Origin of the sequence: Pseudonocardia alni (assembly GCF_002813375.1) — a bacterium.
GTDB classification, from domain to species: Bacteria; Actinomycetota; Actinomycetes; order Mycobacteriales; family Pseudonocardiaceae; genus Pseudonocardia; species Pseudonocardia alni.
The window spans coordinates 4,520,811-4,542,044 of the sequence record NZ_PHUJ01000003.1 but is presented as its reverse complement, the minus strand read 5'-3'; the positions used below and the strand labels follow the sequence as shown (position 1 = coordinate 4,542,044).

Sequence of the window (21,234 nt, the reverse complement as noted above, 5' to 3'; positions counted from 1 at the left end):
TCGGATGGGCGCATGGGCGTCGACGGTGACCTCGCACGCGGTCTGTCCGAGCTGGTCGCGCCGGGTTCCCGGGTGGCGCTGGCCGACGGCTGCGGGCTCCCCTACGCGCTCGCCCGCCCGCTCTCGGCGGTCGCGGCCCGTGCCGGGGGTGTGCGGCTCGTGCTGGGCTGGGTGCCCGGCCCGGCCCCGGACCTCGAGCCGGACGCGTTCGCCGACATCCGCACCGTCGTCGGGGGGCCGGGAGCGCGGGCGCTGATCGAGTCCGGGCGCGCGCACCGGGTCCCGGCCCGGCTCTCGGCGACGCCGGCCCTGCTGGCCGGTCCGCTGCGCCCGGACCTGCTGCTGGCGACCGTCGTCCGCGACGACCGCGGCGACCTGCGGTTCGGCGCGGAGGCGTCCTGGATGCGCGGCCTGTACGACGCCGGGGTCCCGGTCGCGGCGGTCGTGTCCCGCTCCGCACCGCACGCCGACGCCGGTCCCCCGCTGGCAGGGGTGGCGGTGCTCGGTGAGGTCGACGGACCGGGCGGGGCCCCGCACACCGTCGCCACCCCCGCGCCGGGCGACGCCGACCGGGCGGTGGCCGCCGCGGTCGCGAGTCTCGTCCCGGCCGGGGCGCGGATCCAGTTCGGCCCCGGGCGGCTGGCCGCCGCACTCGTCGAGGCCCTGCAGGTGCCGGTCGCGGTGGACTCCGGGCTGCTCGCCGACGCGGTCGTCGACCTGGACGAGCGCGGGCTGCTGCGCGGGACACCGTCGTCGACGGCGCTCTACGGCAGCCCCCGGCTCTACGACTGGGCCGACCGGCTGGGCCGGGCCGGCCGCGGCACGGTCCGCCCGGTCGAGCACACCCACGACGTGTCCCGGCTCAGCACCGGCCCGGGGCCGCTGGTCGCGCTGAACACCGCGCTGGAGATCGACCGGGACGGCCAGGTCAACGTCGAGGGCGTCGCCGGTTCGGCGGCCGGGATGATCGGCGGGCACCCGGACTTCGCGGCCGCCGCGGTCCGCGGGCCGGGGTTGTCGGTGATCGCGCTGCCCGCGGCGCACCGCGGGCGCCCGACGCTGGTCGAGCGGCTCGGCGGACCGGTGACGACGCCGTCGCACGACGTCGACGTGGTCGTCACCGAACGGGGCACGGCGGACCTGCGGGGGCTCGGCCGCGCCGAGCGGCGACGCGCGCTGAGCGCCCTGTGGGGCGGCGCCGTTACGCCAGACGTGTGAACTCCGATCCACGGTGTGACCGGAACCACAGATCACCCGGGGTGAACGGATCACCGACGTCCCGGCCGCGGGCCACCGCCGGCCGGACGGCAGTGAGACGGCGTCCACTCCGGACCCACGATGTGTGACGACCACATGACGCCACTGGTGGGCCCGCACGCCGCCGGTCACCGCCCGGGTCCGCTCGCCGCCGCCCGGAAAATCCCCGAATGACCGGCCGAGTTGCGCATAGCACAACCCCGGCGGCCGTTCCAGTCTCACCCTGGGTGAGGGGACAGGGGCCGCGGGGACACCTACCGTCAGGGCCGTCCCGCACCCGAGCGCCGAGGAGGCGCGCCCCATGACGGCAGACCACCGCAGCGGGCTCCGGGGGCCCGCCAGCACCGTGCAGGAGTTCGGCGACGCCCCCACGGAGGTCCGCGAGTCCACCCATTACAAGCACGAGTACGTGCAGACGTTCGTCGACAAGTGGGACGAGCTGATCGACTGGCGGGCCCGCTACGCCAGCGAGGGCAGCTTCTTCGTCGAGCAGCTCCGCAGGCGCGGTGTCACCAGTGTGCTCGACGTGGCGACCGGCACCGGCTTCCACTCCGTCCGGCTGCTGGAGGAGGGCTTCGAGACCGTCGTCTCCGCCGACGGCAGCGCCGAGATGCTGGCGAAGGCCTTCGACAACGGGATGAAGTTCGGCGGGCACGTGCTGCGCGTCGTGCAGGCCGACTGGCGTTGGCTCAACCGCGACGTCCACGGCGAGTACGACGCGATCATCTGCCTCGGGAACTCGTTCACACACCTGTTCTCCGAGCGTGACCGCCGCCGGGCGCTCGCCGAGTTCTACGCCATGCTCTCCCACGACGGCGTGCTGATCCTCGACCAGCGCAACTACGACGCGATCCTCGACAACGGCTTCAGCTCCAAGCACCAGTACTACTACTGCGGCGACGACGTCGTGGCCGAGCCGGAGTACGTCGACGACGGCCTCGCCCGGTTCCGCTACCGGTTCCCCGACGGGTCCCAGTACCACCTGAACATGTTCCCGCTGCGCAAGGACTACACCCGCCGCCTCATGCACGAGGTCGGGTTCCAGCGGGTCGAGACCTACGGCGACTTCCAGTCGACCTACGCCGACGACGAGCCCGACTTCTTCGTGCACATCGCCGAGAAGGCCTACCTCGACCAGGAGGACGCCGAGTGACACGGACGACCCAGGACGCCGCCGAGCACACCGCCCGGTCCTACTACGACTCCGACGACGCCGACACCTTCTACTCCCGGGTCTGGGGCGGCGAGGACATCCACGTCGGCATCTACAGCGCACCGGACGAGCTGATCTCGGTCGCCAGCGCCCGCACGGTGACCCGGATGGCCGAGGTCGCCGGGGTCGGCCCCGGCACCCGGGTGCTCGACCTCGGGGCGGGGTACGGCGGCGCGGCCCGCCGGCTGGCGGCCGCACACGGGGCCACGGTGCACTGCCTCAACCTCTCCCCGGTGGAGAACGCCCGCAACGAGCGGATGACCCGGGAGCAGGGCCTGGACGGTCGGGTCGAGGTGACCACCGGCAGCTACGAGGACGTGCCGGTCGAGGACTCCTCGATCGACCTGGTGTGGTCACAGGACGCGTTCCTGCACTCCGGTTCCCGCGAGACCGTGCTGGACGAGATCGCCCGGGTCCTGCGCCCCGGCGGGCAGGTGGTGTTCACCGATCCGATGGCCGTCGACGGGCTCGACCAGTCCTCGATCCAGCCCATCCTCGACCGCATCGCACTGTCCACGATGGCCACGCCCGGCTTCTACACCGACGGGCTGGCGCAGCGTGGCTTCAGCGGCGTCCACTTCCTCGACCACGCCGAGCACCTGCCGACCCACTACCGCCGGGTACGCGAGGAGCTCGTGGCGCACGAGGAGGAGCTCTCGTCGTCGATCTCGGGTCCCTACCTGAGCGCCATGAAGGCGGGCCTGCAGCACTGGGTGGACGGCGGGCGGACCGGGAAGCTCACCTGGGGGATCGTGCACGCGGTCCGGACCTGAGGACGGTGTCCGGCCCGGGCCTCGCGCGGGGCCCGGGCCGGACGCGCTCAGCCGTCGTCGGCGTCGTTGCCGCCGTCGTCGCCGTCCTGCCGGCCGTCCTGGTCGTCGTCGCCGTCGTCGTCGCGGTCGTCGTCCGTGCCCTGCTGCTGCTGCTGTTGCTGCTGCTGGGGGGCCGGCTCGGGGGTCGCGGACCCGCCGCCGCAGGACGCGGCGGTGGTGAGGACGAGCGCGAGCGCCGCGAGGGTGCCGAGCAGCGCCCGGAGAGGGGTGGTTCGTCGCATACGCACGAGTCTTCCCGATCGCCCGGTCAGCCGCAGAGGAAGGCACGCACCGCCGCGGTGGTGGCGGCGGGCTGCTCGTCGACGAGGAAGTGCCCGGCCCCGGTGACCGCCTCCCCGGTGACCAGACCGGGATCGGCGGCCGCGCGGCGCCAGACCTCCAGCGGGCTCTCGCTGTTGGCGCCGACGACGCCGCGCTCGCCCCACAGCACCAGGGTGGGCGCGGCGATCCGCTCGCCCGCCACGTCGGAGGCGGCGTCATGCTCCAGGTCGATCGAGGCGCCGGCGCGGTAGTCCTCCAGCATCGCGTGCCGGGCCGCCGGGTCGGCGAACGCGCGTTCGTAGGTGGCCAGTGCCTCGGGCGGGTGCGCGTCCAGTCCGGAGCCCCAGCCGCCGAGCAGCGAGTGCAGGTAGCCGATCGGGTCCCCGGCGATGAGTCGCTCGGGCAGGTCGGCGGGCTGGATGAACAGGAACCAGTGGTAGTACGCCGTCGCCAGCGCCCGGTCGGTGTGGGCGTAGACGTAGGCGGTGGGGAGGATGTCGAGCAGCGCGGCCCGCGCGACGCGCTCGGGGTGGTCCAGCAGCATCCGGTGGGTGACACGGGCGCCGCGGTCGTGGCCGACCACGGCGAAGCTGTCGAACCCGAGCCGCGCCATGACGTCGACCTGGTCGGCGGCCATCGCCCGGAACGAGTAGCCGGCGTGGTTCTCGCCCTCGGTGGGGCGGCCGGACTCGCCGTAGCCGCGCAGGTCGGTGGCGACGACGGTGTGGTCACGTGCCAGGTCCGCCGCGAGCGGCCCCCACATGGCGTGGGTCTGCGGGAAGCCGTGCAGCAGCAGCACAGGCGGCCCCTCGCCGCCGCGCACCCCGTGGACGACGACCCGCTCCTCGGGCGGGCCGACGGTCAGGTCGAAGGCGTCGAAGTCGACTGTTCCGGGCACGGGTGCCGTCCTCCCTGGTCGGGTCGCGCGCCGGCGGCGGCCGGCCGCGCCACATCGAACACCCAGAACCGCAGCACCGCGAACCGCAGCAGCCCGCCGGCGAGGCTGGCGACCGCGACGACCGCGGCCTCCTCCCCCGGCGTGGTGGCCCCGGCCAGCTGGTGCAGTGCGAGCAGCACCGCGGAGGTGTAGGTCGCGTAGAACGCGACGGTGCCCGCGTCCTGCACCCACTCGCGCAGCCGGTGCGCGGGGGCGCCGTCGAAGGCGAAACGGCGGCTGGCCTCGGTGCTGATCGCGGTGGTGAGGACCAGCGCGACCAGGTTCGCCGGGACGGCCGGGAGCACCGGGCGGCACAGCAGGAACAGCGCGGCGTTCAGCGCCGTCGCCCCACCGCCGACGGCGGCGTAGCGGGCGAGCTGCACGGCCAGCGGGTACCGCCGCGACAACGCGACGACGGCACCGTTCACGCGCCCGGGGACCCGGGCCGCGGAGGTCGCCGGGTCCCCGAACGGCACGTGTGCCGCCGACTGTGCTGCGTCCACCGGTCCTCCCGCCCCCCGCTGGGTAGATCTTCGCAGGAGTACCCCCGACGGATCACCGGGAATCAACCGGACGCGTCACACCTTCACGGGGTGATGCCCCGGGCGGGTGCGCGCGCGGCCGGGCACCGTCACAGTGCGAGGAACACCGTCTCGCCCTCGCCGCGCAGGCGGATGTCGAACCGGTACCGGCCCGGGCCCTCCGCGACGGCGACGAGCGTGTGCCGGCGCGCCTCCGGGACCGCGGCGAGCAGCGGGTCGGTGGCGTGGGCGTCGGCGTGCTCGGGGAAGTAGATGCGGGTGACGACGCGGTCGAGGAGGCCGCGGGCGAACACCGAGACGTTCACGTGCGGAGCCTCGGCGGAGCGCGCATCGGAACCGTGGGGTGCCTCGTCGGGCAGCGCACCCGGCAGCACGGTGCGGATCCACCACCGGCCCTCGTCGTCGGTGGGGCAGCGGCCGAAGCCGCGGAAGCCCTCCACCGTGGACTTCGCCGCGCCGCGCGGGTCGTCGGGATGGTCGAAGCGGCCGTCCGGATCCGCCTGCCAGGTCTCGACCAGCGCGTCGGGCACGAGCGCGCCGGTGCCGTCGACCACGGTCCCGCCGACGAGGACGGCACCCGGGGTGCCGTCGGGCACGACGTCCGGGCCGTCCGGCCAGGGCAGCCCCAGCGACAGGTACGGGCCGACGGTCTGGGTGGGGGTCAGCGGCAGGCTCATGCGTGGGGCTCCTCGAACGGGGTGGCGCCGCGGCCGCGCAGCACGATGTCGAAGCGGAAGGCCAGCGCCCACTCGGGGCGGGTCGCGTCGAGGTCGAAGGTGGACACCAACCGCCCGCGGGCCTCCTCCGGCGTCGCGTTGTAGATCGGGTCCTGGCCGAACAGCGGGTCGTCCGGGAAGTACATCTGGGTGACCAGCCGCTGGGTGAAGGCACGCCCGAACAGCGAGAAGTGGATGTGGGCGGGGCGCCAGGCGTTGTGGTGGTTGCCCCACGGGTAGGCGCCGGGCTTGATCGTGGTGAACGAGTAGTTGCCCTGCGCGTCGGTGAGGACCCGGCCGCCGCCGGTGAAGTTCGGGTCGAGCGGGGCGGGCCAGTTGTCCCAGCGGTGGGCGTAGCGCCCCGCGGCGTTGGCCTGCCAGACCTCGACGAGGGTGTCCGGCACGGGGCGGCCGTCGGAGTCGAGCACCCGCCCGGCGACGACGATCCGCTGGCCGAGCGCCTCGCCGCCGGCGCCGACGGTGAGGTCGTCGTCGCCCGGGCGGACCGGGCCGGTGAGCAGCGGGCCGGTGATCTCGGTGAGCCGCTGGGGCAGGATCACCGGCTGCTCGGACGGCGCCCGCAGCGCGGTGCTGCGGTAGTCCGGTGAGAGCAGCGGTGCGTGGGTCCCGGCCGGGACGGGGGCGTAGCCCTGCATCGGCGGTCCTTCCTCGTGGTGGGTGGGATCTAGACGGCGCCGTGCGGGAGGCCGACGTAGTTCTCGGCGAGGCTCGTCGCGGCGGCGCGGGAGGTCACGGTGTAGCGCAGCTGGGAGCGCTGCAGGCCGACGCCGAACGCGTCGCCGCCCTCGGTGGCGGGGTCGAAACGGTGGAGCATCGAGGTCATGAACCAGGAGAAGTGCTCGGCCCGCCAGACCCGGCGCAGGCAGGTGTCGGAGTAGGAGTCGAGGCCGCCGGTGTCGCCGTCGCGCAGCGCGCGGACGACCGCCTCGGCGAGCACCCGGACGTCGGCGATCGCGAGGTTCATGCCCTTCGCCCCGGTGGGCGGGACGATGTGCGCGGCATCGCCGGCGAGGAACAGCCGTCCGCGGCGCATCGGGGAGGCGACCATGCTGCGCATCGGGGTGACCGAGGGCTTCTCGAGGAACTCGCCCTCGTTCATCGTGAAGCCCTCGCAGGCCAGGCGGGTGTGCAGGGCGTCCCAGATGCGGGCGTCGGACCAGTCGGCCGGCCTGGTGTCGTTCGGGACCTGGACGTAGAGCCGGGTCACCTCGGGGCTGCGCATCGAGTAGAGCGCGAAGCCGTCGTCGTGGTGGGCGTAGACGAGCTCGTCGGTGGTGGGCGCGGCCTTCGCGAGCACCCCGAGCCAGGAGAACGGGTAGACCCGCTCGGCGATGTCCGGTGCCACCAGCGGGCGGGAGACGCCGTGGAAGCCGTCGCAGCCGGCGATCACGTCGCAGCGCAGGACGTGCTCGGCGCCGTCGGCGTCGGTGTAGGAGACCGACGGGGCGTCGGTGTCGACGTCGTGCAGGGCGACACCGGAGACGCCGAACTCGACCGGCAGGCCCGCGTCGTCGACGCGGTCGGCGAGCAGGTCCTTCACGACCTCCTGCTGGCCGTAGACGGTGATCCCGGTGCCGACGAGGTCGGCGAAGTCGATCCGGTGGTCGGCGGCGGGGGCGCCGGGGGCCTCGGCGAAGCGCAGCGAGATGCCGGTGTGCGGCATGCCCTCGCGGTCCAGCCGTCCGGCGACGCCCATCCCGCGCAGCAGCTCGACCGTGGGTGCCTCCAGCACCCCGGCGCGGACCCGGGCCTCGACGTAGGCGCGGTCGCGGGCCTCCAGCACGACCGAGTCGACACCGGCCAGCGCCAGCAGCTTCGCCAGCACGAGCCCGGCGGGGCCCGCCCCGACGATGCCGACCTGGGTCCGGGACTCGCGTCGCTGCGTCATGGGAGTCACCTTCCCGTTCCCGGCACGGCCGTTCGACCGGGCTTCCGCTCTACGGAAGAATGCCCGGCCATGACGACGCGTCCGGTCCGCTCGGGGGTCACCGCGCGGGTGCTGGACGTGCTGGGCGCGTTCAGCGCGCAGGACCCGGTGCTCGGGCTGAGCGACATCTCCCGGCGCACCGGGCTCCCGCTGACGACGGTGCACAGGATCGCCGGTGAGCTCGCCGCGGGCGGGGCGCTGGACCGCGGCGACGACGGCCGCTACCGGATCGGGCTGCGGCTCTGGGAGATCGCGCACCTGGCCCCGGCCAGCCACGGGCTGCGGGAGGCGGCGATGCCGTTCCTGGAGGACCTGCACGAGGTCACCCGGCACAACGTGCAGCTCGCCGTGCTCGACCCGGACGACGCCGGCGAGGTCGTCTACGTCGAGCGGCTGTCCAGCCGCGACGCCGTCTCGATCGTCACCCGGACCGGGTCGCGGCTGCCGTCGACGGCGACCGGGGTCGGGCTCGTGCTGCTCGCCCACGCCGACCCGGCCGCGGTCGAGGCCGTGCTGGCCCGCCCGATCCGCCGGTTCACCCCGTTCACGGTGTGCCGCGCCGACGGTGTCCGGGCGCTGCTCGCCCAGGCCCGCACCGGCGGGTTCGTCGTGTCCGACCGGCAGATCGAGGAGGTGTCGATGTCGGTGGCCGCCCCGGTGCGCAGCGGGGACGGTCCGGTGGTCGCCGGGCTGTCGATCGTCGTGCCGGCCGCGACGAACCCGCACACCCTGGTGCCCGCGGTGCGCGCGGCGGCCCGCGGGATCAGCCGGGCGCTCGCCGCATCGTGATCGTTCCGTGCCGTGGCCGGTACGCCCGTCGTGGCGTTCCGTGCCACCGTGACGACGTGCGCGATTTCCGGATCGAGATCCCCGACGCCGAGCTGGACGACCTGCGTGAGCGGCTCACCCGCACCCGCTGGCCGGACCCGGCGACCGTCGACGGCTGGTCCCAGGGCGTCCCGCTGGACTACGCCCGCGAGCTGTGCGAGTACTGGCGCACCCGCTACGACTGGCGCCGCGTCGAGGCCGAGATCAACGCGTGGCCGCAGTTCCGCACCGGTCTCGACGGCGGCGGGGACGACTCGGTCGAGATCCACGTGCTGCACGCCCGCTCGAAGCACCCGGACGCGATGCCGCTGCTGCTCACCCACGGCTGGCCGGGCTCGCTGGTCGAGTTCCTCGGCGTGCTGCCCGCGCTGACCGACCCCGAGGACCCCGCCGACGCCTTCCACGTCGTCGTGCCGACGCTGCCCGGGTTCGGGTTCTCCGGCAAGCCCACGACGACCGGGTGGGGGGTCGAGCGGATCGCCGTCGCCTGGGCACAGCTGATGGACCGGCTCGGGTACGAGCGCTTCGCCGCGCAGGGCGGCGACTGGGGCTCGATGATCACCTCGGCGCTGGGGACCGCGGCCCCGGAGATGCTGTACGGCATCCACCTGACGATGGCGCTGGCGCCCAAGCCCGACGACGCCGCCGGGCTCACCGCGCAGGAGAAGGCCGACATCCGCTTCTCCAAGGAGTTCTCCCGCTACGGCTCCGGCTACTCCGCCGAGCAGTCCACCCGTCCGCAGACCATCGGCTACGGGCTCGCCGACTCCCCCGCCGCGCAGTGCACGTGGATCGTGGAGAAGTTCTGGGACTGGACCGACTGCGCGGGCCACCCGGAGAACGTGATCAGCCGGGACCGGCTGCTGGACAACGTCATGCAGTACTGGCTGGGCTCGGCCGGCGCGTCGTCGGCGCGGATCTACTGGGAGAGCTTCGCCCGCCGCCGCCTCGACGACGTCGAGGTCCCGACCGGCGTCGCCCAGTTCCCGCACGAGATGGTGAAGCTCCCCCGGTCCTGGCTGGAGCGCCGCTACACCGACCTGCGCTGGTTCTCGCGTCCCGACGTCGGCGGGCACTTCCCGTCGCTGGAGCAGCCCGAGTCCTTCGTCGACGAGGTGCGGGGGTTCTTCCGCACCCTGCGCTGAGGTCTCAGACCACCAGCACGGACGCGGTGAACGCGTGCAGGTGGTTGCCCGGCCCGACCGGTCCGATCTCCCCGGCGGCGAAGAAGCCGGCCACCCGGGGGCCGGGCGCGTCGCCGGACCCGCCCGCGTGCGGGTCGAGGCCGACGCGCACGGCGTGCACGTCGTGGTCGGCGTCGCCGAACATGCCGGCGCCGCGACCGTTGCAGGAGAACAGCAGCGCGCCCGCGGCCGGCGCGGCGCGGCGCACCGGGGCGAGCAGCTCGTGCAGGTCCTGGGCGGCGCCCGCGGCGTCGCGGACCTGGAAGCGCACGGTGGTGCCGATCTCGACGACGTCGCCCGCGATGACGGCGCCGTCGCCGACGTCGACGGCCAGCACCGCGCGGACCAGGAAGTCCCCACGGTCGTGGGACTCGGCGTACTCGTCGACTGCGACGCCCAGGTGCAGCCCGGTCAGCGCCTGTTGCTGCTCCTCGGGCGGCAGCGCGGTGACGATCTCGCGCAGCCGCTCCGCCGCGGGCCGCCCGGCGAGCTCGGCGATCCGGTTCTGCTCGGCGCGGGTGACGACCATCGGCGGCCCGATCGGGCGGCATCCCTGACTGACGACGACCCGCGCGCCGGACGCGCCGCCGAGCAGCACACCGACCGCGCCACCGTGGTGCACGGTGCCGCCGGCGAACAGCCGGTTGGCCCCGGGGCCGCCGGGGCCGCTCGCCAGGCCGCCGATCACCGGGAAGCCCGGGTTCGTCGACGCGAGCCGGTCCAGCACCCCGCTGACCGGGAACGCGAACGGGTCGGCGAGCAGGACGGCGACGCGGTCGTCCTCGGCGGGCGGGACCAGGCCGCGCACGCCGATCGCGTCGCGGCCGTCCGGTCCGGCGCCGGGCCGGCGCTCGGCGACCGGGAAGATCGCCCGGACCCGGGTGCCGGGCAGCGATGCCGCCCAGACGGCGACGGCGGGCTCGCCCTCGACGCCGCGGCCGTCGGCCATCACGCCGTGCGCGGTGGTCCCGATCGTCGCGCCGGGCGCGGCGAGCTCCATCACCCGCAGCCCCGCGGCCTCGACCTCCTCGACCGGCGCGGCAGCTCCCACACCGGGGCAGACGAAGAACACCACGAGGTCGGGGACGACGCCGAGCGCGGCCAGCGCCTGGCCCGTCGCGACCTCCGCGGCGCCGACGAGATCCGGCCCGACGGCCAGCCCGTCCCCGACCTGCACACCCTCACCGGAACCCACGGACGGTGACGCTACGTCAGCACACGGCTCCCGCACCGGTTCGGGCGTCCCGCACGGGGCCCGGAGCGGTGGGGGACGCCGGGTCCCGTGCGGGGCTCAGTGGCGGGGTCCGGGGACCCGGCCGGGCCGGGGCCAGAGGCGGTGGCGGGCGACGGCGTGGACGGAGGCGGGGCCCAGGGTGGCCGAGTCCGTGGAGCCGAACGGGTTGTCGCCGCGGACGTGCCAGCCGTCGGCGTCGGGGTGCACGGCCCGCTTCACCGACAGCTGTCCGGGGCGGGACGCCCAGGTCACGAGGACGGCGTCGCCGGGCCGGACGGGCGCACCGAACCGGACCAGCACGACGTCGCCGTCGGACAGGGCCGGGGACATCGACGGCCCCCGCACCGTCACCCTCCGCAGACGCATCACGGACTCCCTCCAGAGTGGATCTCTCGTGACGTGGTCGTCCTGCCCGACCACCGCCGCGAGGGTAGGGTCGCCGGTGCCAGAACGATCACCCCACCAGGGAGGACACTCATGCGGCTGTCCCGCATTCTCCGTCCGCGACTGGAGGCCACCGCGCACTGCGACCTCCCCTGCGGCGTGTACGACCCGGCCCAGGCCCGGATCGAGGCCGAGTCGGTCAAGGCGATCCAGGAGAAGTACCAGGGTAACGAGGACGTGGACTTCCGGGCCCGCGCCATCGAGATCAAGGAGCAGCGCTCCGACCTGGTCAAGCACCACCTGTGGGTGCTCTGGACCGACTACTTCAAGCCGCCGCACTTCGAGAAGTACCCGGAGCTGCACGAGCTGTTCAACAAGGCCACCAAGGCCGCCGGCGCGTCGGGCACCAAGGGCTCGAACGACCCGGCCACCGGCCAGGAGCTGCTCGACTACATCGCCCAGATCGACAAGATCTTCTGGGAGACCAAGCAGGCTGCCTGATCACAGGCCCCGAGACGGCGCTGACCAGCGGGGATCTTTCCCCGTGGTCAGCGCCGTCGTCGTTTCCGGGTCGTGGCACGTATATGCCTTGACCGGCATATACCTGTCGTGGCATGTTCAGCGGGTGCGTGACTCCTTCGACGTCCTGGCGGACCCGACGAGACGAGCCATCCTGGACCGGCTGCGGACGCCGCAGGGCTGCGTCGTCGGCGAGCTCGTGACCGCGCTCGAGCTGAACCAGACCGCGGTGTCGAAACACCTGCGCGTGCTGCGTCACATGGGCATGGTCGACGTCGTCGTCGAGTCCCAGCGCCGACGCTACGTCCTCCGGGCGGACGCGCTGGCCGAGATCGAGACCTGGCTCGCGCCGCATCGCGCCTTCTGGGAGGAACGACTCGACGCCCTGGGCGCACACCTCGACTCCCTCGACAGCCCCCACGGAGAGGATCCGTCATGAGCATCCAGGTCACCGTCGATCCCGACGGCCCGGTCCTGCGCTTCGCGCGCCGCTACCCGCATCCGATCGAGAAGGTCTGGGCCGCGCTGACCGAACCCGCCCAGATGAGCCGCTGGTTCCCCTGCGAGGTGCAGGCGGAGATGCGCGTCGGGGGAACGATCACGCTGACCTTCGAGGGCGGCGAGCAGGACCACGCCGAGATCACCGAGCTCGAGCCACCGACGGCGTTCGGGTTCACCTGGGCCGACGAGAAGCTGCGCTGGACCCTCGAACCCGACGGCGACGGCTGCGTGCTGCGTCTCAGCAACACCGTGCTCGACCCCCGCTGGTCGGCGAACACCGCCGCCGGGTGGGACCGCTGCTTCGAGACACTCGCCGCACACCTCGGCGGGAGCGACCTCGTCACCACGACGGGCCCCGACGAGGCCCTCATCGCGCACTACCGTGCAGTGCTCGCCGACCGCCCGTCGTGACCCGCGGGGTCGGACCGGCTCGTCGTCGACCTGCGCGGTGCGGTCGGCCACCATCCGCCGAGCAGCCGGGTGCTGCGCGAGCCGGTGGGCCTCACCGGCGACCGCATCCGCGAGGCCGCCTCGCCCTTCACCCTCCCGGCCGCTGCGTGGACACGGCACCATTCCCGGCGTGCGTACCCACGTCGCGCTGTTGCGCGGGATCAACGTCGGCGGCCACGGCACGGTCCCGATGGCCGACCTGCGTCGGGCACTCGGCGGGCGCGGCTGCGCCGACGTCGTCACCCACATCCAGTCCGGCAACGTCGCCCTGACCAGCCCCGCGGGCGACGACGAGGTCGCCGCGACGGTCGCCGCGGCGCTGGTCGAGGAGTTCGGGGTCGAGCGCCCGGTGGTCGTGTTCGGCCGCGACGACTACCTCGCCGCGGTGGCCGCGAACCCGTACCCGGAGGTCACCGCCCCGAAGCAGCTGCACGCCCTGTTCCGGGCCGGCCCGGTGTCCGACGACGACCGCGAGCGGATCGTGGCCGCGCTGGCGGCCGAGCGGGCGAAGGGCGGACGGGGCGACGCCGTCGCCCGCGGGCGGGTGGTCTGGCTGCACCTGCCCGACGGACTGGGACGCAGCGAGCTCGCCACCCGGCTGGCCGCCCGGACGAGGGCCGGCGACCAGGGCGGGACGATGCGGAACCGGGCGACCGTGGTGAAGCTGGCCGAGCTCCTGGGCTGAGCCGGACACGCGACGGCACCGCGGCCGCGTCCGGTCGGACGTGACGCACGGCGCCGTCGACGGCGGACTCGAGCTGCCAGAACGATCCCCACCGTGTCGCCCGCATTTCTGCAAGTGACTTGCAGAAGAGTACATGTGGCGAATCGCTGCGTCCATGCGTGCGCGTCGCCCGTCGCGGGTAGGCGGCAGTTGCTACATAGTGGCAAATGACCGCGCGTGGCATCCCGCCGCGCATCCCCGACGAGGAGAGGCCCCATGGCCGAGTACACGCTTCCGGACCTGCCCTACGACTACTCCGCTCTCGCCCCGCACATCGCGCCCGAGATCATGGAGCTGCACCACTCCAAGCACCACAACACCTACGTCCAGGGCCTCAACACCACCCTCGACAAGCTCGCCGACGCCCGCGACAAGAACGACTTCGGCGCCATCGTCGGACTCGAGAAGACCCTCGCGTTCAACCTCGGCGGCCACGTCAACCACTCCGCCTTCTGGAACAACCTCTCCCCCGACGGCGGCGACAAGCCCACGGGCGACCTCGCCGCCGCCATCGACGCCGACTTCGGCTCCTTCGACGGCTTCCAGGCCCACTTCACCGCCGCCGCCACCACCATCCAGGGCTCCGGCTGGGCCATCCTCGGCCACGACCGGCTCGGCGACCGCCTGCTCATCCACCAGCTCTACGACCAGCAGTCCCAGCTCCCCGCAGGCCAGACCCCCATCGTCCTGCTCGACATGTGGGAGCACGCCTTCTACCTGCAGTACAAGAACGTCAAGCCCGACTACGTCAAGGCCTGGTGGAACGTCGTCAACTGGGCCGACGCCGCCGAGCGGTTCGCCGCCGCGAAGGGCTGAGCCTTCCCCCACCGCGACCACGCCCCGCCCGGGAACCCCGGGCGGGGCGTCGCACCCTCAGCGGTGCGCGCCCGGCCCGGTGACGCCGGTGGCGCGCAGCAGCAGGTGCATCGCCAGGTCGACCGAACGCTCGCGGACGTCGGCGCGCCCGCCGGGCAGCTGCGGGTCGCGCGCGATGACCTGGCCGTCGGCGGTGGTCACGCAGAAGCAGACGTAGCCGACGGGCTTGGCCTCGGTACCGCCGCCGGGTCCCGCGACGCCGGTGACACCGACGCCGACGTCCGCCCCGAACCGCGCCCGCGCACCGTCCGCCAGTGCCCGCGCGACCTCCGGCGACACGGCCCCGTGCGCCTCGATGAGCGCGGCGGGGACGTCGAGCAGCGCGGTCTTGGCCTCGTTCGAGTACGCGACCACGCCCCCGGCGACGTAGGCCGACGACCCGGCCCGGTCGACGAGCCGCCCGGCCAGCAGCCCGCCGGTGCAGGACTCGCCGGTCGCGACCGTCCAGCCCTTCGTGGCCAGCGCCGCGGCGAGCAGCTCGTCGGTGGTGCTGCCGTCGTCGCTGATGAGTGCGCGGCGGTGGCGGTCGACGATGCGGGCGGCCAGCTCGCGGGCCACGGGCTCGGCGCCGGGCAGCGGGTGCAGGTCGACCTCCAGCTCCGAGCGTCGCAGGCAGGTGGTCACCTCCACCCCGGACATGTCGAGCTCGGCCTCCAGGACGCGCAGCGTCTCGGCGATCTCGGACTCCGGCAGCCCGGCGAAGCGCAGGAGCGTGGCCTCCGCACGGGGCACCCGGGTCAGCAGCTCCGCCACGGGCGCCGACTCCAGCGCGGCGGGCCACATGCCCTGCAGCTCGCGCGGGGGCCCCGGCAGCACGACGACCAGCGGCCCGCCCGGCCGCGTCACGGCCAGCCCCGGCGCGGTCCCGACCGGCTCGAGGACGCTCGCGCCGCGCGGCACCCTGGCCTGTTTGGCCGTCGCCGCGTCGAGCGCGGGCCCGGCCCAGCCGGCGCGGCTCGCCCAGCCGGCGACCCGGTCGTGGATCCGGCCCTGCAGCGCGGTGTCGACCTCCATCTCCGCGCCCGCGAACCCGGCGACGACCTCGGCGGTCAGGTCGTCGGCGGTCGGCCCGAGCCCGCCCGAGGTGACGACGAGGTCGTCGGAGGCGACGAACTCCAGCGCCGAGCGCAGGTCCTCCGGACGGTCCCCCACCAGCAGGACCCGCGAGACGGCGAAGCCGAGCTCGCCGAGAGAGCGGGCGACGAAGGGACCGTTGGCGTCGGTGACGTGGCCGGTGAGCAGCTCGCTCCCGGTGACCAGGACCGACGCGGTGGGACGGGACTCGCTCATGATCCGAACCTACCCGTGCCGGGACGTCCGCACCCCGTCGTGCGCGGGCTCACCATCGGTGCAGGTCCGGGGCGTCGGGACACCGTCCGGTGTGGACTCTCCACCCGTTCGGGTGGTGATGGTGCACGACACGCCGGGAACCGGATCACTGCGGCGTGTCGTCGCTTCGCGAATGCCGCTCGTCGTGCCCCCGGGCGGCCGCGGACAACCGCCCTCCGCGGCCGCCGTCGTCACCCGTACGGCGCACGATCGGACGGCACGGCTCCGACCTGCACCGACGCCGTCCGTCGCACCACATCCGGTGAACTCCGCGACCGCGCACACGCACAGTGTCCGTTGTCCGGCAACCGCGCACTCTCAGTGTGACCACAGCGGGCATACCCGACACTGTGTCCCATGTCAGGGATGTCTGCGCCGAACGACGCCGCGACCTGGGTCGGTGAACTGGACCGGCTCGGCCCGCTGCGTGATCTGCGGGTCGACCCGGCCTTCCGCGCCGCCCGTCTGCTCGTCACCGTCGGTGGCACTCCACAGGGCCAGGTGACCGTGCCCTTGCGTGGCGGTCGCGCCACGATCGCGGAGCTGCGGTCCGCACTGATCACCCTGGGGTCGCCCGAGCGGGTGGCCCCGGCTCCGGTCGCGGGTGACCCGGTGACGGTGGTGATCGCGACCCGCGACCGGCCCGAGTCGCTGGCCCGCTGCCTGCGCGCGGTCCTCGCCTCCGACCACCCGGCGCTGTCGGTCGTGGTCGTCGACAACGACCCGCCGGACGAGCTCACCCGCGACGCCGTCGCCGCCGCCGGGTCCCCGCGGGTCCGCTACGTGCGCGAGCCCCGCCGGGGCGCGTCGGTCGGGCGCAACCGGGGCCTGGCCGAGGCCCGCACCGAGATCGTCGCCTTCACCGACGACGACACCGAGGTCGACCCCGCCTGGGCCTCGCGCATCGCCGGCGCCTTCGCCGCGGACCCCGAGCTCGCCTGCGTCTCCGGCCCGGTACTGGCCGCCCGCCTGGGCAGCCCCGAGGAGCGCGCCGCCGACGTCGCCCTGGCCTGGAACAAGGGCTTCACCCCACGCCGGTTCACCCTCGCCGAGCCCCCCGCGGACTCCCCGATCTTCCCGTTCGCCCCCGGCCTGTTCGGCATCGGCGCCAACCTCGCCGTGCGTGCCGGGGCCGCCCGCGCCGTCGGCGGCTTCGACGAGGCCATGGGCCCGGGCACCCCCACCCACGGCGGCGAGGACTGCGAGTTCCTCGTCCGCATGATCCTGGCCGGCAACGTCCTCGGCTACGCCCCGGGCGCCTACCTCTGGCACCACCACCGCCCTGACCAGGCCGCGCTGCGCAAGCAGATGGAGGGCTACGCCGTCGGGTTGGGCAGCTTCCTGGCGAAGGTGGCACTGTCGCCGCAGGGCCGGTCGGTCGCGCTGCGCCGGCTGCCGGCGGCGGTCGCCCGGCTGCGCCACATCTCCGACCGCGAGGCAGGCGCCGGCGTGGCGATGCCCGCCGACGCCGACCAGACGCGCAACCGGGGTCTGCTGAACGGCCCCCGGGCCTACCTCCGGTCGCGCCGCGCGGTGCGGCGGGCCGGCGGAGCGGTGCCGCCGCTGGTCGGGCCGGCGCGGGCCGGGACGACCGCCCCGCACAAGATCCTCGCGACCGGCGGCCACCCGGCCGTCACGCCCGCCCTGCCGCACGTCACCGGCGGGTACCCGGCCGCCGTACCGGCCCGGCCCCAGGGCACCGGGCGCCACCCGACCGTCGCGCCGCCCCGGCCCCAGGGCACCGGGGGCCACCCGGCCGCCGCCCCCGGGCCGCAGGACACCGGGGGGTACCGGGCCGTCCCCGCCCGCACCGGTGGCCCGTACGGCGCCGGCCCCGCCCGGCGCGGCTGAGCCGCCCGCGGGTCCGCGGCGACGACCCTCCGCCACGACCGCGCTAGGACGTGCTGACGTCCGGACCCGGCCCCAGCAGGGCCGGGTCCGACGACGCGGCGACGAGCCTGCCGTGCGGGTCGGCGACCAGCCGTCGCGTCGTGGTGTCGAGGACCCCGAGGGTGCACTCCACCTCGGCCGCGAGATCGTCCGTGCGGGCCCCGTCGGCCGCGGCCACCCGGACGATCCGGTGACTCATCGTGAACGGTTTGCGCGCCGTGAACGCGATCACCGAGTCGATCCGCAGTTCGTCGCCGGCGCGCAGCTCGGCCCGGAAGTGCACCGTCGTCGACAGCAGCACGATCGTCAGACCGTGTGCGCCGAGCGCGTGCTGGGACAGCCCGGCGGCACGGAAGTGCTCCATCCGGGCGTGCTCGCCGTACTGGTGGTAGACGGCATGGTTGACGTGCCCGTTCACGTCCATCTCGTAGCTGCGGACACCGATCCGGACCCCGAACGGCGGAGACTGCTCGACGCTCATGCTCCACACCCTGCCAGCCGGGCCGGACCACCCCGGGCAGCGCGCCCGACCGTGTCCCGGGACGTTTGTGCCACCTGCGACCGCGGTCGTAGGGTGGGTGACCGCGCTGACTAGGCTGGTGCGGAGGCAGCACGAGCGGTACGTCAAGCAACGGCGGCCGGTTGTCACTCACGGTGACGTCGATGGCGCGTCCGGGAACGGACCACGAGCACGTCGACGGCGCCGACGGCGACGACTCGCGAGGGAGCACGACACATGAGCAGTGAGACGCCCACCGGGGTGGGGGGAGACCAGGGCCCCGACGTCGGCGAGGTCGTCCGCTTCGAGGTGACCGAGCACGGTGACGGCGCCGTCGTCGTCGGAGTGCACGGCGAGATCGACACGATGACCGCGCCCGTGCTGAGCGAACGACTCACCGAGCGGATCGGCTCCGCGAGCCTGCTGGTGGTGGACCTGACCCGGGTCACGTTCCTCGGATCGGCCGGGCTGGCGGCGCTCGTCGAGGGCAAGGAGAAGGCGGAGAACGCCGGCAGCCGGCTGCGGCTGGTCTGCGGCTCGCACGCCGTCACCCGTGCGCTCGAGGCGACCAACCTGATGTCCCTGTTCGACGTGGCCGACGGCGTGCCGGAGGCGCTCCGCACGGCCTGACGACCTGGAGGCGTATGGGTGCCTGGTGGCCCCCGCGGTCTTCAACACCGACGTGGCCGAGCATCTCGGCCAGGCGGGTTCGATTCCCGTCCGCCTCCGCCGACCACCGCCCCCGACGACCGGGACGACGAGCCCCACCGCGATGAGCATCCCGCACCTGGACGAGCTGTCCCCCACCTCGGGTGACGGCCCGTCCGGCGTGCCGGAGCTCGCGGCCGCGGTACGCGAGGGGCGGCTGAGCGCGGCCACCGTCGCCGAGCGGCTCCTCGCCACCCCCGACGACGCGGTCCCCGTGGGCGCCGGGCTGGTGGTGGACCCCGGGCCGCTGCGCGCGGCCGCCGCGGCGCTCGACCGGCGCACCGACCGGTTCGCCCTGCCGCTGGCCGGGGTCCCGGTGGTGGTCGAGGACGGCATCTCCGTGGCCGGGCGCGGCGACGAGATCGTGCGCAGGCTGCGGGCCGCGGGCGCACTCGTCGCAGGGCGGGCGCGGACCGCCGAGCACGAGGTGGGCCTCGACGCCACCCCGGGTGGCCGGGCCACCGCGACCGTGGTCGCCTCCGGCGTCGTCCCGCTCGGGATCGGTGTCGACGGCGACGGCACGCTGCGCTGCGCCGCCGCCGCACACGGGATCGCCGCGCTCAAGCCGGGCCGCCGGGTGCTCCCGCTGCCCGACGCCGCCGAGCGACGCTGGTCCGGGCTGGCCGAGCCCACTCTGCTCGCCGGGCGCGCGGAGGACCTCACCGCGGTGCTCGACGCGCTCTCCCGCGGCACCGGCGGGCCGCCCGCGCCGTCGTCGGTGCTGCGGCTCACCACCCCCGCCGGTGCCGGCCCCGGGCCGGCCGCGGCGCCCGTCTCCTCGCTGGCCGCGTCGCTGCGCACCGGCCGTACCCGGCTCGCCGGGCCGGACTCGGCGTCCGCGGTGCACGCGGCGATCCGGCTGCTGCAGGACGCCGGGCTGGGCCTCGTCGCGGCCGACCCGCCGTACCGGGCCGTGCTGGTCGTGCACTCGGCCCGCCGCCGTCAGGCCGGACTCGCCCGCCGGGTGGAGGACCTCGGCCTCGACCCCGCCGAGCTGCCGCGCAGCGCCCGCAGCCTGGTCCGCCGCGGCCGCCGCGTCCGGCGCCTGGGCGGGCTGCGTCCCGCGACGCCCGCGTCGTGGCGGCAGCGGATGGTCGCCTGGCTCGACGACGCCGGCGCCGAGGCCGGTCTGCTGCCCGCCCCGCCCGGGGCGTCCGGGGCCGGGTCCACCGGGGTGGCCGCGTGGAACCTGGCCGGCCTGCCGTCGCTGGTCGCGCCCGTGTACCGGCCCGGGGAGCACGGCTGCGTGCAGCTCGTGGGCCGGCCCGGGTCGGAACGGCGGCTGCTCGCGACCGCCGCCCTGCTCGCCGGGGAATGATCCCCGGCCCGGCTCAGTCCGCGGGCGGGGACCAGACCCCCGTCGCGACGAACCGGTCGAGGGTCCGGGTGTAGGGCGCCAGGTCCATCCCCTGGGCGGCGACCCAGGCGTCGTCGTAGTAGCTGTGGCGGTAGCGCTCCCCGCCGTCGCACAGCAGGGTCACGACACTGCCCGCGCGTCCGGCGCGCAGCATCTCGGCGACGACCTGGTAGACGCCCCACAGGTTGGTGCCGGTCGACCCGCCCGCCCACCGGCCGGTGCGGTCGCGCAGGTGCCGGGCGGCGGCGACGCTGGCCGCGTCGGGCACCGGGACCATCCGGTCGATCACCGACGGGACGAAGCTCGGCTCCATCCGGGGCCGCCCGATCCCCTCGATCCGCGACGCCGCCCCGGTCGCGTACGCCGGGTCCCCCGCCGTCCACCCGGGCAGGAACGCCGACCCCTCCGGGTCGACGACGGCCAGCCGGGTAGCGAGCCGCCGGTAGCGCAGGTAGCGGCCGATCGTGGCCGAGGTGCCCCCGGTCCCGGCCCCGACGACGATCCACTCCGGCACCGGGTGCGGCTCCTCGGCCAGCTGGGCCAGGATCGACTCGGCGATGTTGTTGTTGCCGCGCCAGTCGGTCGCGCGCTCGGCGTAGGTGAACTGGTCGAGGTAGTGCCCGCCGGTGTCCGCGGCGAGCCGCTCGGCCTCGGCGTAGACCTCGCCGCCGTGGTCGACGAAGTGGCAGCGCCCGCCCTCCCGCTCGATCAGCGCGATCTTCTCCGGACTGGTCGAGCGCGGCATGACCGCCACGAACGGCACCCCGAGCAGCCGGGCGAAGTACGCCTCGGAGACCGCCGTCGACCCGGAGCTGGCCTCGACGACCGTGGTGCCCTCGGTGATCCAGCCCGACGCGAGCGCGTAGAGGAACAGCGACCGGGCCAGCCGGTGCTTGAGGCTGCCGGTGGGGTGCACCGACTCGTCCTTGAGGTAGACCTGCACGCCCCACTCGGCGGGCAGGTCCAGCACGTGCAGGTGGGTGTCGGCGGAACGGTTCGCGTCGGCCTGGACGCGGCGCATCGCCTCGTCGACCCAGGCGCGGG

24 protein-coding genes and 1 tRNA gene are annotated in these 21,234 nt (G+C 74.7%); 14 read left to right on the top strand and 11 right to left on the bottom strand.

Annotated elements, in window-relative coordinates; translation table 11 throughout:
- Nucleotides 1-12: 12 nt before the first annotated feature.
- From ATL51_RS22480 to ATL51_RS29740, 3 genes are all read left to right on the top strand, one after another.
- The gene (locus ATL51_RS22480; RefSeq protein ID WP_100879854.1) at nt 13-1,218 is read left to right on the top strand and encodes an acetyl-CoA hydrolase/transferase C-terminal domain-containing protein; all 1,206 of its coding nucleotides are present in this window, start codon (nt 13-15) and stop codon (nt 1,216-1,218) included.
- 340 nt (nt 1,219-1,558) lie between these two features.
- Nucleotides 1,559-2,410: a glycine/sarcosine N-methyltransferase gene (locus ATL51_RS29745; RefSeq protein WP_100879853.1), complete on the top strand. Its 852-nt coding sequence runs from the start codon at nt 1,559-1,561 to the stop codon at nt 2,408-2,410.
- Nucleotides 2,407-3,243: a methyltransferase domain-containing protein gene (locus ATL51_RS29740; protein WP_100879852.1), complete on the top strand. Its 837-nt coding sequence runs from the start codon at nt 2,407-2,409 to the stop codon at nt 3,241-3,243. Before ATL51_RS29745 ends, ATL51_RS29740 begins: the two co-directional genes overlap by 4 nt.
- Nucleotides 3,244-3,290: 47 nt before the next feature.
- Here the strand turns inward: ATL51_RS29740 and ATL51_RS22465 are convergent, their stop codons facing one another.
- The 6 genes from ATL51_RS22465 to ATL51_RS22440 form a co-directional block, all read right to left on the bottom strand.
- Complete coding sequence (locus tag ATL51_RS22465) at nt 3,291-3,524, bottom strand: DNA primase (RefSeq protein WP_100879851.1); 234 nt, start codon at nt 3,522-3,524, stop codon at nt 3,291-3,293.
- A gap of 26 nt (nt 3,525-3,550) precedes the next feature.
- Nucleotides 3,551-4,462, bottom strand: a complete 912-nt coding sequence (locus ATL51_RS22460; protein WP_100879850.1) for an alpha/beta fold hydrolase — start codon at nt 4,460-4,462, stop codon at nt 3,551-3,553.
- Complete coding sequence (locus ATL51_RS22455; RefSeq protein WP_157818489.1) at nt 4,426-5,004, bottom strand: GtrA family protein; 579 nt, start codon at nt 5,002-5,004, stop codon at nt 4,426-4,428. Before ATL51_RS22455 ends, ATL51_RS22460 begins: the two co-directional genes overlap by 37 nt.
- Nucleotides 5,005-5,132: 128 nt before the next feature.
- On the bottom strand, nt 5,133-5,720 hold the full coding sequence (pcaG, locus tag ATL51_RS22450; RefSeq protein ID WP_100879849.1) for a protocatechuate 3,4-dioxygenase subunit alpha: 588 nt from the start codon (nt 5,718-5,720) through the stop codon (nt 5,133-5,135).
- Nucleotides 5,717-6,415, bottom strand: a complete 699-nt coding sequence (gene pcaH / locus ATL51_RS22445; RefSeq protein WP_062400788.1) for a protocatechuate 3,4-dioxygenase subunit beta — start codon at nt 6,413-6,415, stop codon at nt 5,717-5,719. The genes pcaG and pcaH overlap by 4 nt, the downstream gene beginning before the upstream one ends.
- Nucleotides 6,416-6,444: 29 nt before the next feature.
- Nucleotides 6,445-7,668 (bottom strand): 4-hydroxybenzoate 3-monooxygenase, encoded by a 1,224-nt coding sequence (locus ATL51_RS22440; protein ID WP_100879848.1) that lies wholly within the window; start codon nt 7,666-7,668, stop codon nt 6,445-6,447.
- 69 nt (nt 7,669-7,737) lie between these two features.
- Here ATL51_RS22440 and ATL51_RS22435 point away from each other — a divergent pair, with 69 nt between their 5' ends.
- Entirely contained in the window at nt 7,738-8,496 is a 759-nt protein-coding gene (locus tag ATL51_RS22435; RefSeq protein WP_100879847.1) for an IclR family transcriptional regulator, read from the top strand.
- 56 nt (nt 8,497-8,552) lie between these two features.
- A complete protein-coding gene (locus tag ATL51_RS22430) occupies nt 8,553-9,680 on the top strand; it encodes an epoxide hydrolase family protein (RefSeq protein ID WP_100879846.1) in 1,128 nt (375 codons plus the stop codon).
- 4 nt (nt 9,681-9,684) lie between these two features.
- Here the strand turns inward: ATL51_RS22430 and ATL51_RS22425 are convergent, their stop codons facing one another.
- Nucleotides 9,685-10,914 (bottom strand): FIST signal transduction protein, encoded by a 1,230-nt coding sequence (locus tag ATL51_RS22425; protein WP_208623052.1) that lies wholly within the window; start codon nt 10,912-10,914, stop codon nt 9,685-9,687.
- A 96-nt stretch (nt 10,915-11,010) separates the two neighbouring features.
- On the bottom strand, nt 11,011-11,373 hold the full coding sequence (locus ATL51_RS22420; RefSeq protein ID WP_253068424.1) for a S24 family peptidase: 363 nt from the start codon (nt 11,371-11,373) through the stop codon (nt 11,011-11,013).
- A 57-nt stretch (nt 11,374-11,430) separates the two neighbouring features.
- Here ATL51_RS22420 and sodN point away from each other — a divergent pair, with 57 nt between their 5' ends.
- The 5 genes from sodN to ATL51_RS22395 all read left to right on the top strand — a co-directional run bounded on the left by sodN (nt 11,431) and on the right by ATL51_RS22395 (nt 14,347).
- On the top strand, nt 11,431-11,838 hold the full coding sequence (gene sodN, locus ATL51_RS22415) for a superoxide dismutase, Ni (protein ID WP_062400785.1): 408 nt from the start codon (nt 11,431-11,433) through the stop codon (nt 11,836-11,838).
- Nucleotides 11,839-11,962: 124 nt separating this feature from the next.
- The gene (locus ATL51_RS22410) at nt 11,963-12,295 is read left to right on the top strand and encodes an ArsR/SmtB family transcription factor (protein WP_073575505.1); all 333 of its coding nucleotides are present in this window, start codon (nt 11,963-11,965) and stop codon (nt 12,293-12,295) included.
- Entirely contained in the window at nt 12,292-12,768 is a 477-nt protein-coding gene (locus tag ATL51_RS22405) for an SRPBCC family protein (protein ID WP_073575506.1), read from the top strand. Before ATL51_RS22410 ends, ATL51_RS22405 begins: the two co-directional genes overlap by 4 nt.
- Before the next feature lie 169 nt (nt 12,769-12,937).
- Nucleotides 12,938-13,492, top strand: a complete 555-nt coding sequence (locus tag ATL51_RS22400; RefSeq protein ID WP_073575507.1) for a DUF1697 domain-containing protein — start codon at nt 12,938-12,940, stop codon at nt 13,490-13,492.
- A gap of 255 nt (nt 13,493-13,747) precedes the next feature.
- Nucleotides 13,748-14,347, top strand: coding sequence for a superoxide dismutase (locus ATL51_RS22395; RefSeq protein WP_073575508.1), 600 nt, complete (start codon nt 13,748-13,750; stop codon nt 14,345-14,347).
- Nucleotides 14,348-14,404: 57 nt separating this feature from the next.
- Here ATL51_RS22395 and ATL51_RS22390 read toward each other — a convergent pair whose 3' ends face one another.
- Nucleotides 14,405-15,697: a competence/damage-inducible protein A gene (locus ATL51_RS22390; protein WP_073575509.1), complete on the bottom strand. Its 1,293-nt coding sequence runs from the start codon at nt 15,695-15,697 to the stop codon at nt 14,405-14,407.
- Between the two features lie 405 nt (nt 15,698-16,102).
- Between ATL51_RS22390 and ATL51_RS22385 the strand changes: the two genes are divergently transcribed.
- Nucleotides 16,103-17,587 carry a glycosyltransferase family 2 protein gene (locus ATL51_RS22385; protein WP_167410035.1) on the top strand — a complete coding sequence of 495 codons (1,485 nt, stop codon included), beginning with the start codon at nt 16,103-16,105 and terminating at the stop codon, nt 17,585-17,587.
- A 43-nt stretch (nt 17,588-17,630) separates the two neighbouring features.
- Here the strand turns inward: ATL51_RS22385 and ATL51_RS22380 are convergent, their stop codons facing one another.
- Nucleotides 17,631-18,107, bottom strand: a complete 477-nt coding sequence (locus tag ATL51_RS22380; RefSeq protein WP_073577814.1) for an acyl-CoA thioesterase — start codon at nt 18,105-18,107, stop codon at nt 17,631-17,633.
- Nucleotides 18,108-18,362: 255 nt separating this feature from the next.
- Here ATL51_RS22380 and ATL51_RS22375 point away from each other — a divergent pair, with 255 nt between their 5' ends.
- The 3 genes from ATL51_RS22375 (at nt 18,363) to ATL51_RS22370 (ending at nt 20,151) form a co-directional block, all read left to right on the top strand.
- Nucleotides 18,363-18,755, top strand: coding sequence for an STAS domain-containing protein (locus ATL51_RS22375; RefSeq protein WP_301549127.1), 393 nt, complete (start codon nt 18,363-18,365; stop codon nt 18,753-18,755).
- 6 nt (nt 18,756-18,761) lie between these two features.
- Nucleotides 18,762-18,854, top strand: a tRNA-Sec gene (locus ATL51_RS28435).
- A gap of 43 nt (nt 18,855-18,897) precedes the next feature.
- Entirely contained in the window at nt 18,898-20,151 is a 1,254-nt protein-coding gene (locus tag ATL51_RS22370; RefSeq protein WP_100879843.1) for an amidase family protein, read from the top strand.
- Nucleotides 20,152-20,164: 13 nt separating this feature from the next.
- On the opposite strand, the gene ATL51_RS22365 is transcribed toward ATL51_RS22370, so the two are convergent.
- Nucleotides 20,165-21,211, bottom strand: a complete 1,047-nt coding sequence (locus ATL51_RS22365; protein WP_301549271.1) for an L-cysteine desulfhydrase Cds1 — start codon at nt 21,209-21,211, stop codon at nt 20,165-20,167.
- Nucleotides 21,212-21,234: the final 23 nt, after the last annotated feature.

What these genes read in the sequence shown, in the direction of transcription:
- ATL51_RS22480 (WP_100879854.1), top strand. Translation starts at nt 13, where the DNA reads ATGGGCGTCGACGGTGACCTCGCACGCGGTCTGTCCGAGCTGGTCGCG.
- ATL51_RS29745 (WP_100879853.1), top strand. Translation starts at nt 1,559, where the DNA reads ATGACGGCAGACCACCGCAGCGGGCTCCGGGGGCCCGCCAGCACCGTG.
- ATL51_RS22465 (WP_100879851.1), bottom strand. Translation starts at nt 3,524, where the DNA reads ATGCGACGAACCACCCCTCTCCGGGCGCTGCTCGGCACCCTCGCGGCG.
- pcaG (WP_100879849.1), bottom strand. Translation starts at nt 5,720, where the DNA reads ATGAGCCTGCCGCTGACCCCCACCCAGACCGTCGGCCCGTACCTGTCG.
- pcaH (WP_062400788.1), bottom strand. Translation starts at nt 6,415, where the DNA reads ATGCAGGGCTACGCCCCCGTCCCGGCCGGGACCCACGCACCGCTGCTC.
- ATL51_RS22440 (WP_100879848.1), bottom strand. Translation starts at nt 7,668, where the DNA reads ATGACGCAGCGACGCGAGTCCCGGACCCAGGTCGGCATCGTCGGGGCG.
- ATL51_RS22435 (WP_100879847.1), top strand. Translation starts at nt 7,738, where the DNA reads ATGACGACGCGTCCGGTCCGCTCGGGGGTCACCGCGCGGGTGCTGGAC.
- sodN (WP_062400785.1), top strand. Translation starts at nt 11,431, where the DNA reads ATGCGGCTGTCCCGCATTCTCCGTCCGCGACTGGAGGCCACCGCGCAC.
- ATL51_RS22405 (WP_073575506.1), top strand. Translation starts at nt 12,292, where the DNA reads ATGAGCATCCAGGTCACCGTCGATCCCGACGGCCCGGTCCTGCGCTTC.
- ATL51_RS22395 (WP_073575508.1), top strand. Translation starts at nt 13,748, where the DNA reads ATGGCCGAGTACACGCTTCCGGACCTGCCCTACGACTACTCCGCTCTC.
- ATL51_RS22390 (WP_073575509.1), bottom strand. Translation starts at nt 15,697, where the DNA reads ATGAGCGAGTCCCGTCCCACCGCGTCGGTCCTGGTCACCGGGAGCGAG.
- ATL51_RS22385 (WP_167410035.1), top strand. Translation starts at nt 16,103, where the DNA reads ATGTCTGCGCCGAACGACGCCGCGACCTGGGTCGGTGAACTGGACCGG.
- ATL51_RS22380 (WP_073577814.1), bottom strand. Translation starts at nt 18,107, where the DNA reads ATGAGCGTCGAGCAGTCTCCGCCGTTCGGGGTCCGGATCGGTGTCCGC.
- ATL51_RS22375 (WP_301549127.1), top strand. Translation starts at nt 18,363, where the DNA reads ATGAGCAGTGAGACGCCCACCGGGGTGGGGGGAGACCAGGGCCCCGAC.
- ATL51_RS22370 (WP_100879843.1), top strand. Translation starts at nt 18,898, where the DNA reads ATGAGCATCCCGCACCTGGACGAGCTGTCCCCCACCTCGGGTGACGGC.
- ATL51_RS22365 (WP_301549271.1), bottom strand. Translation starts at nt 21,211, where the DNA reads ATGCGCCGCGTCCAGGCCGACGCGAACCGTTCCGCCGACACCCACCTG.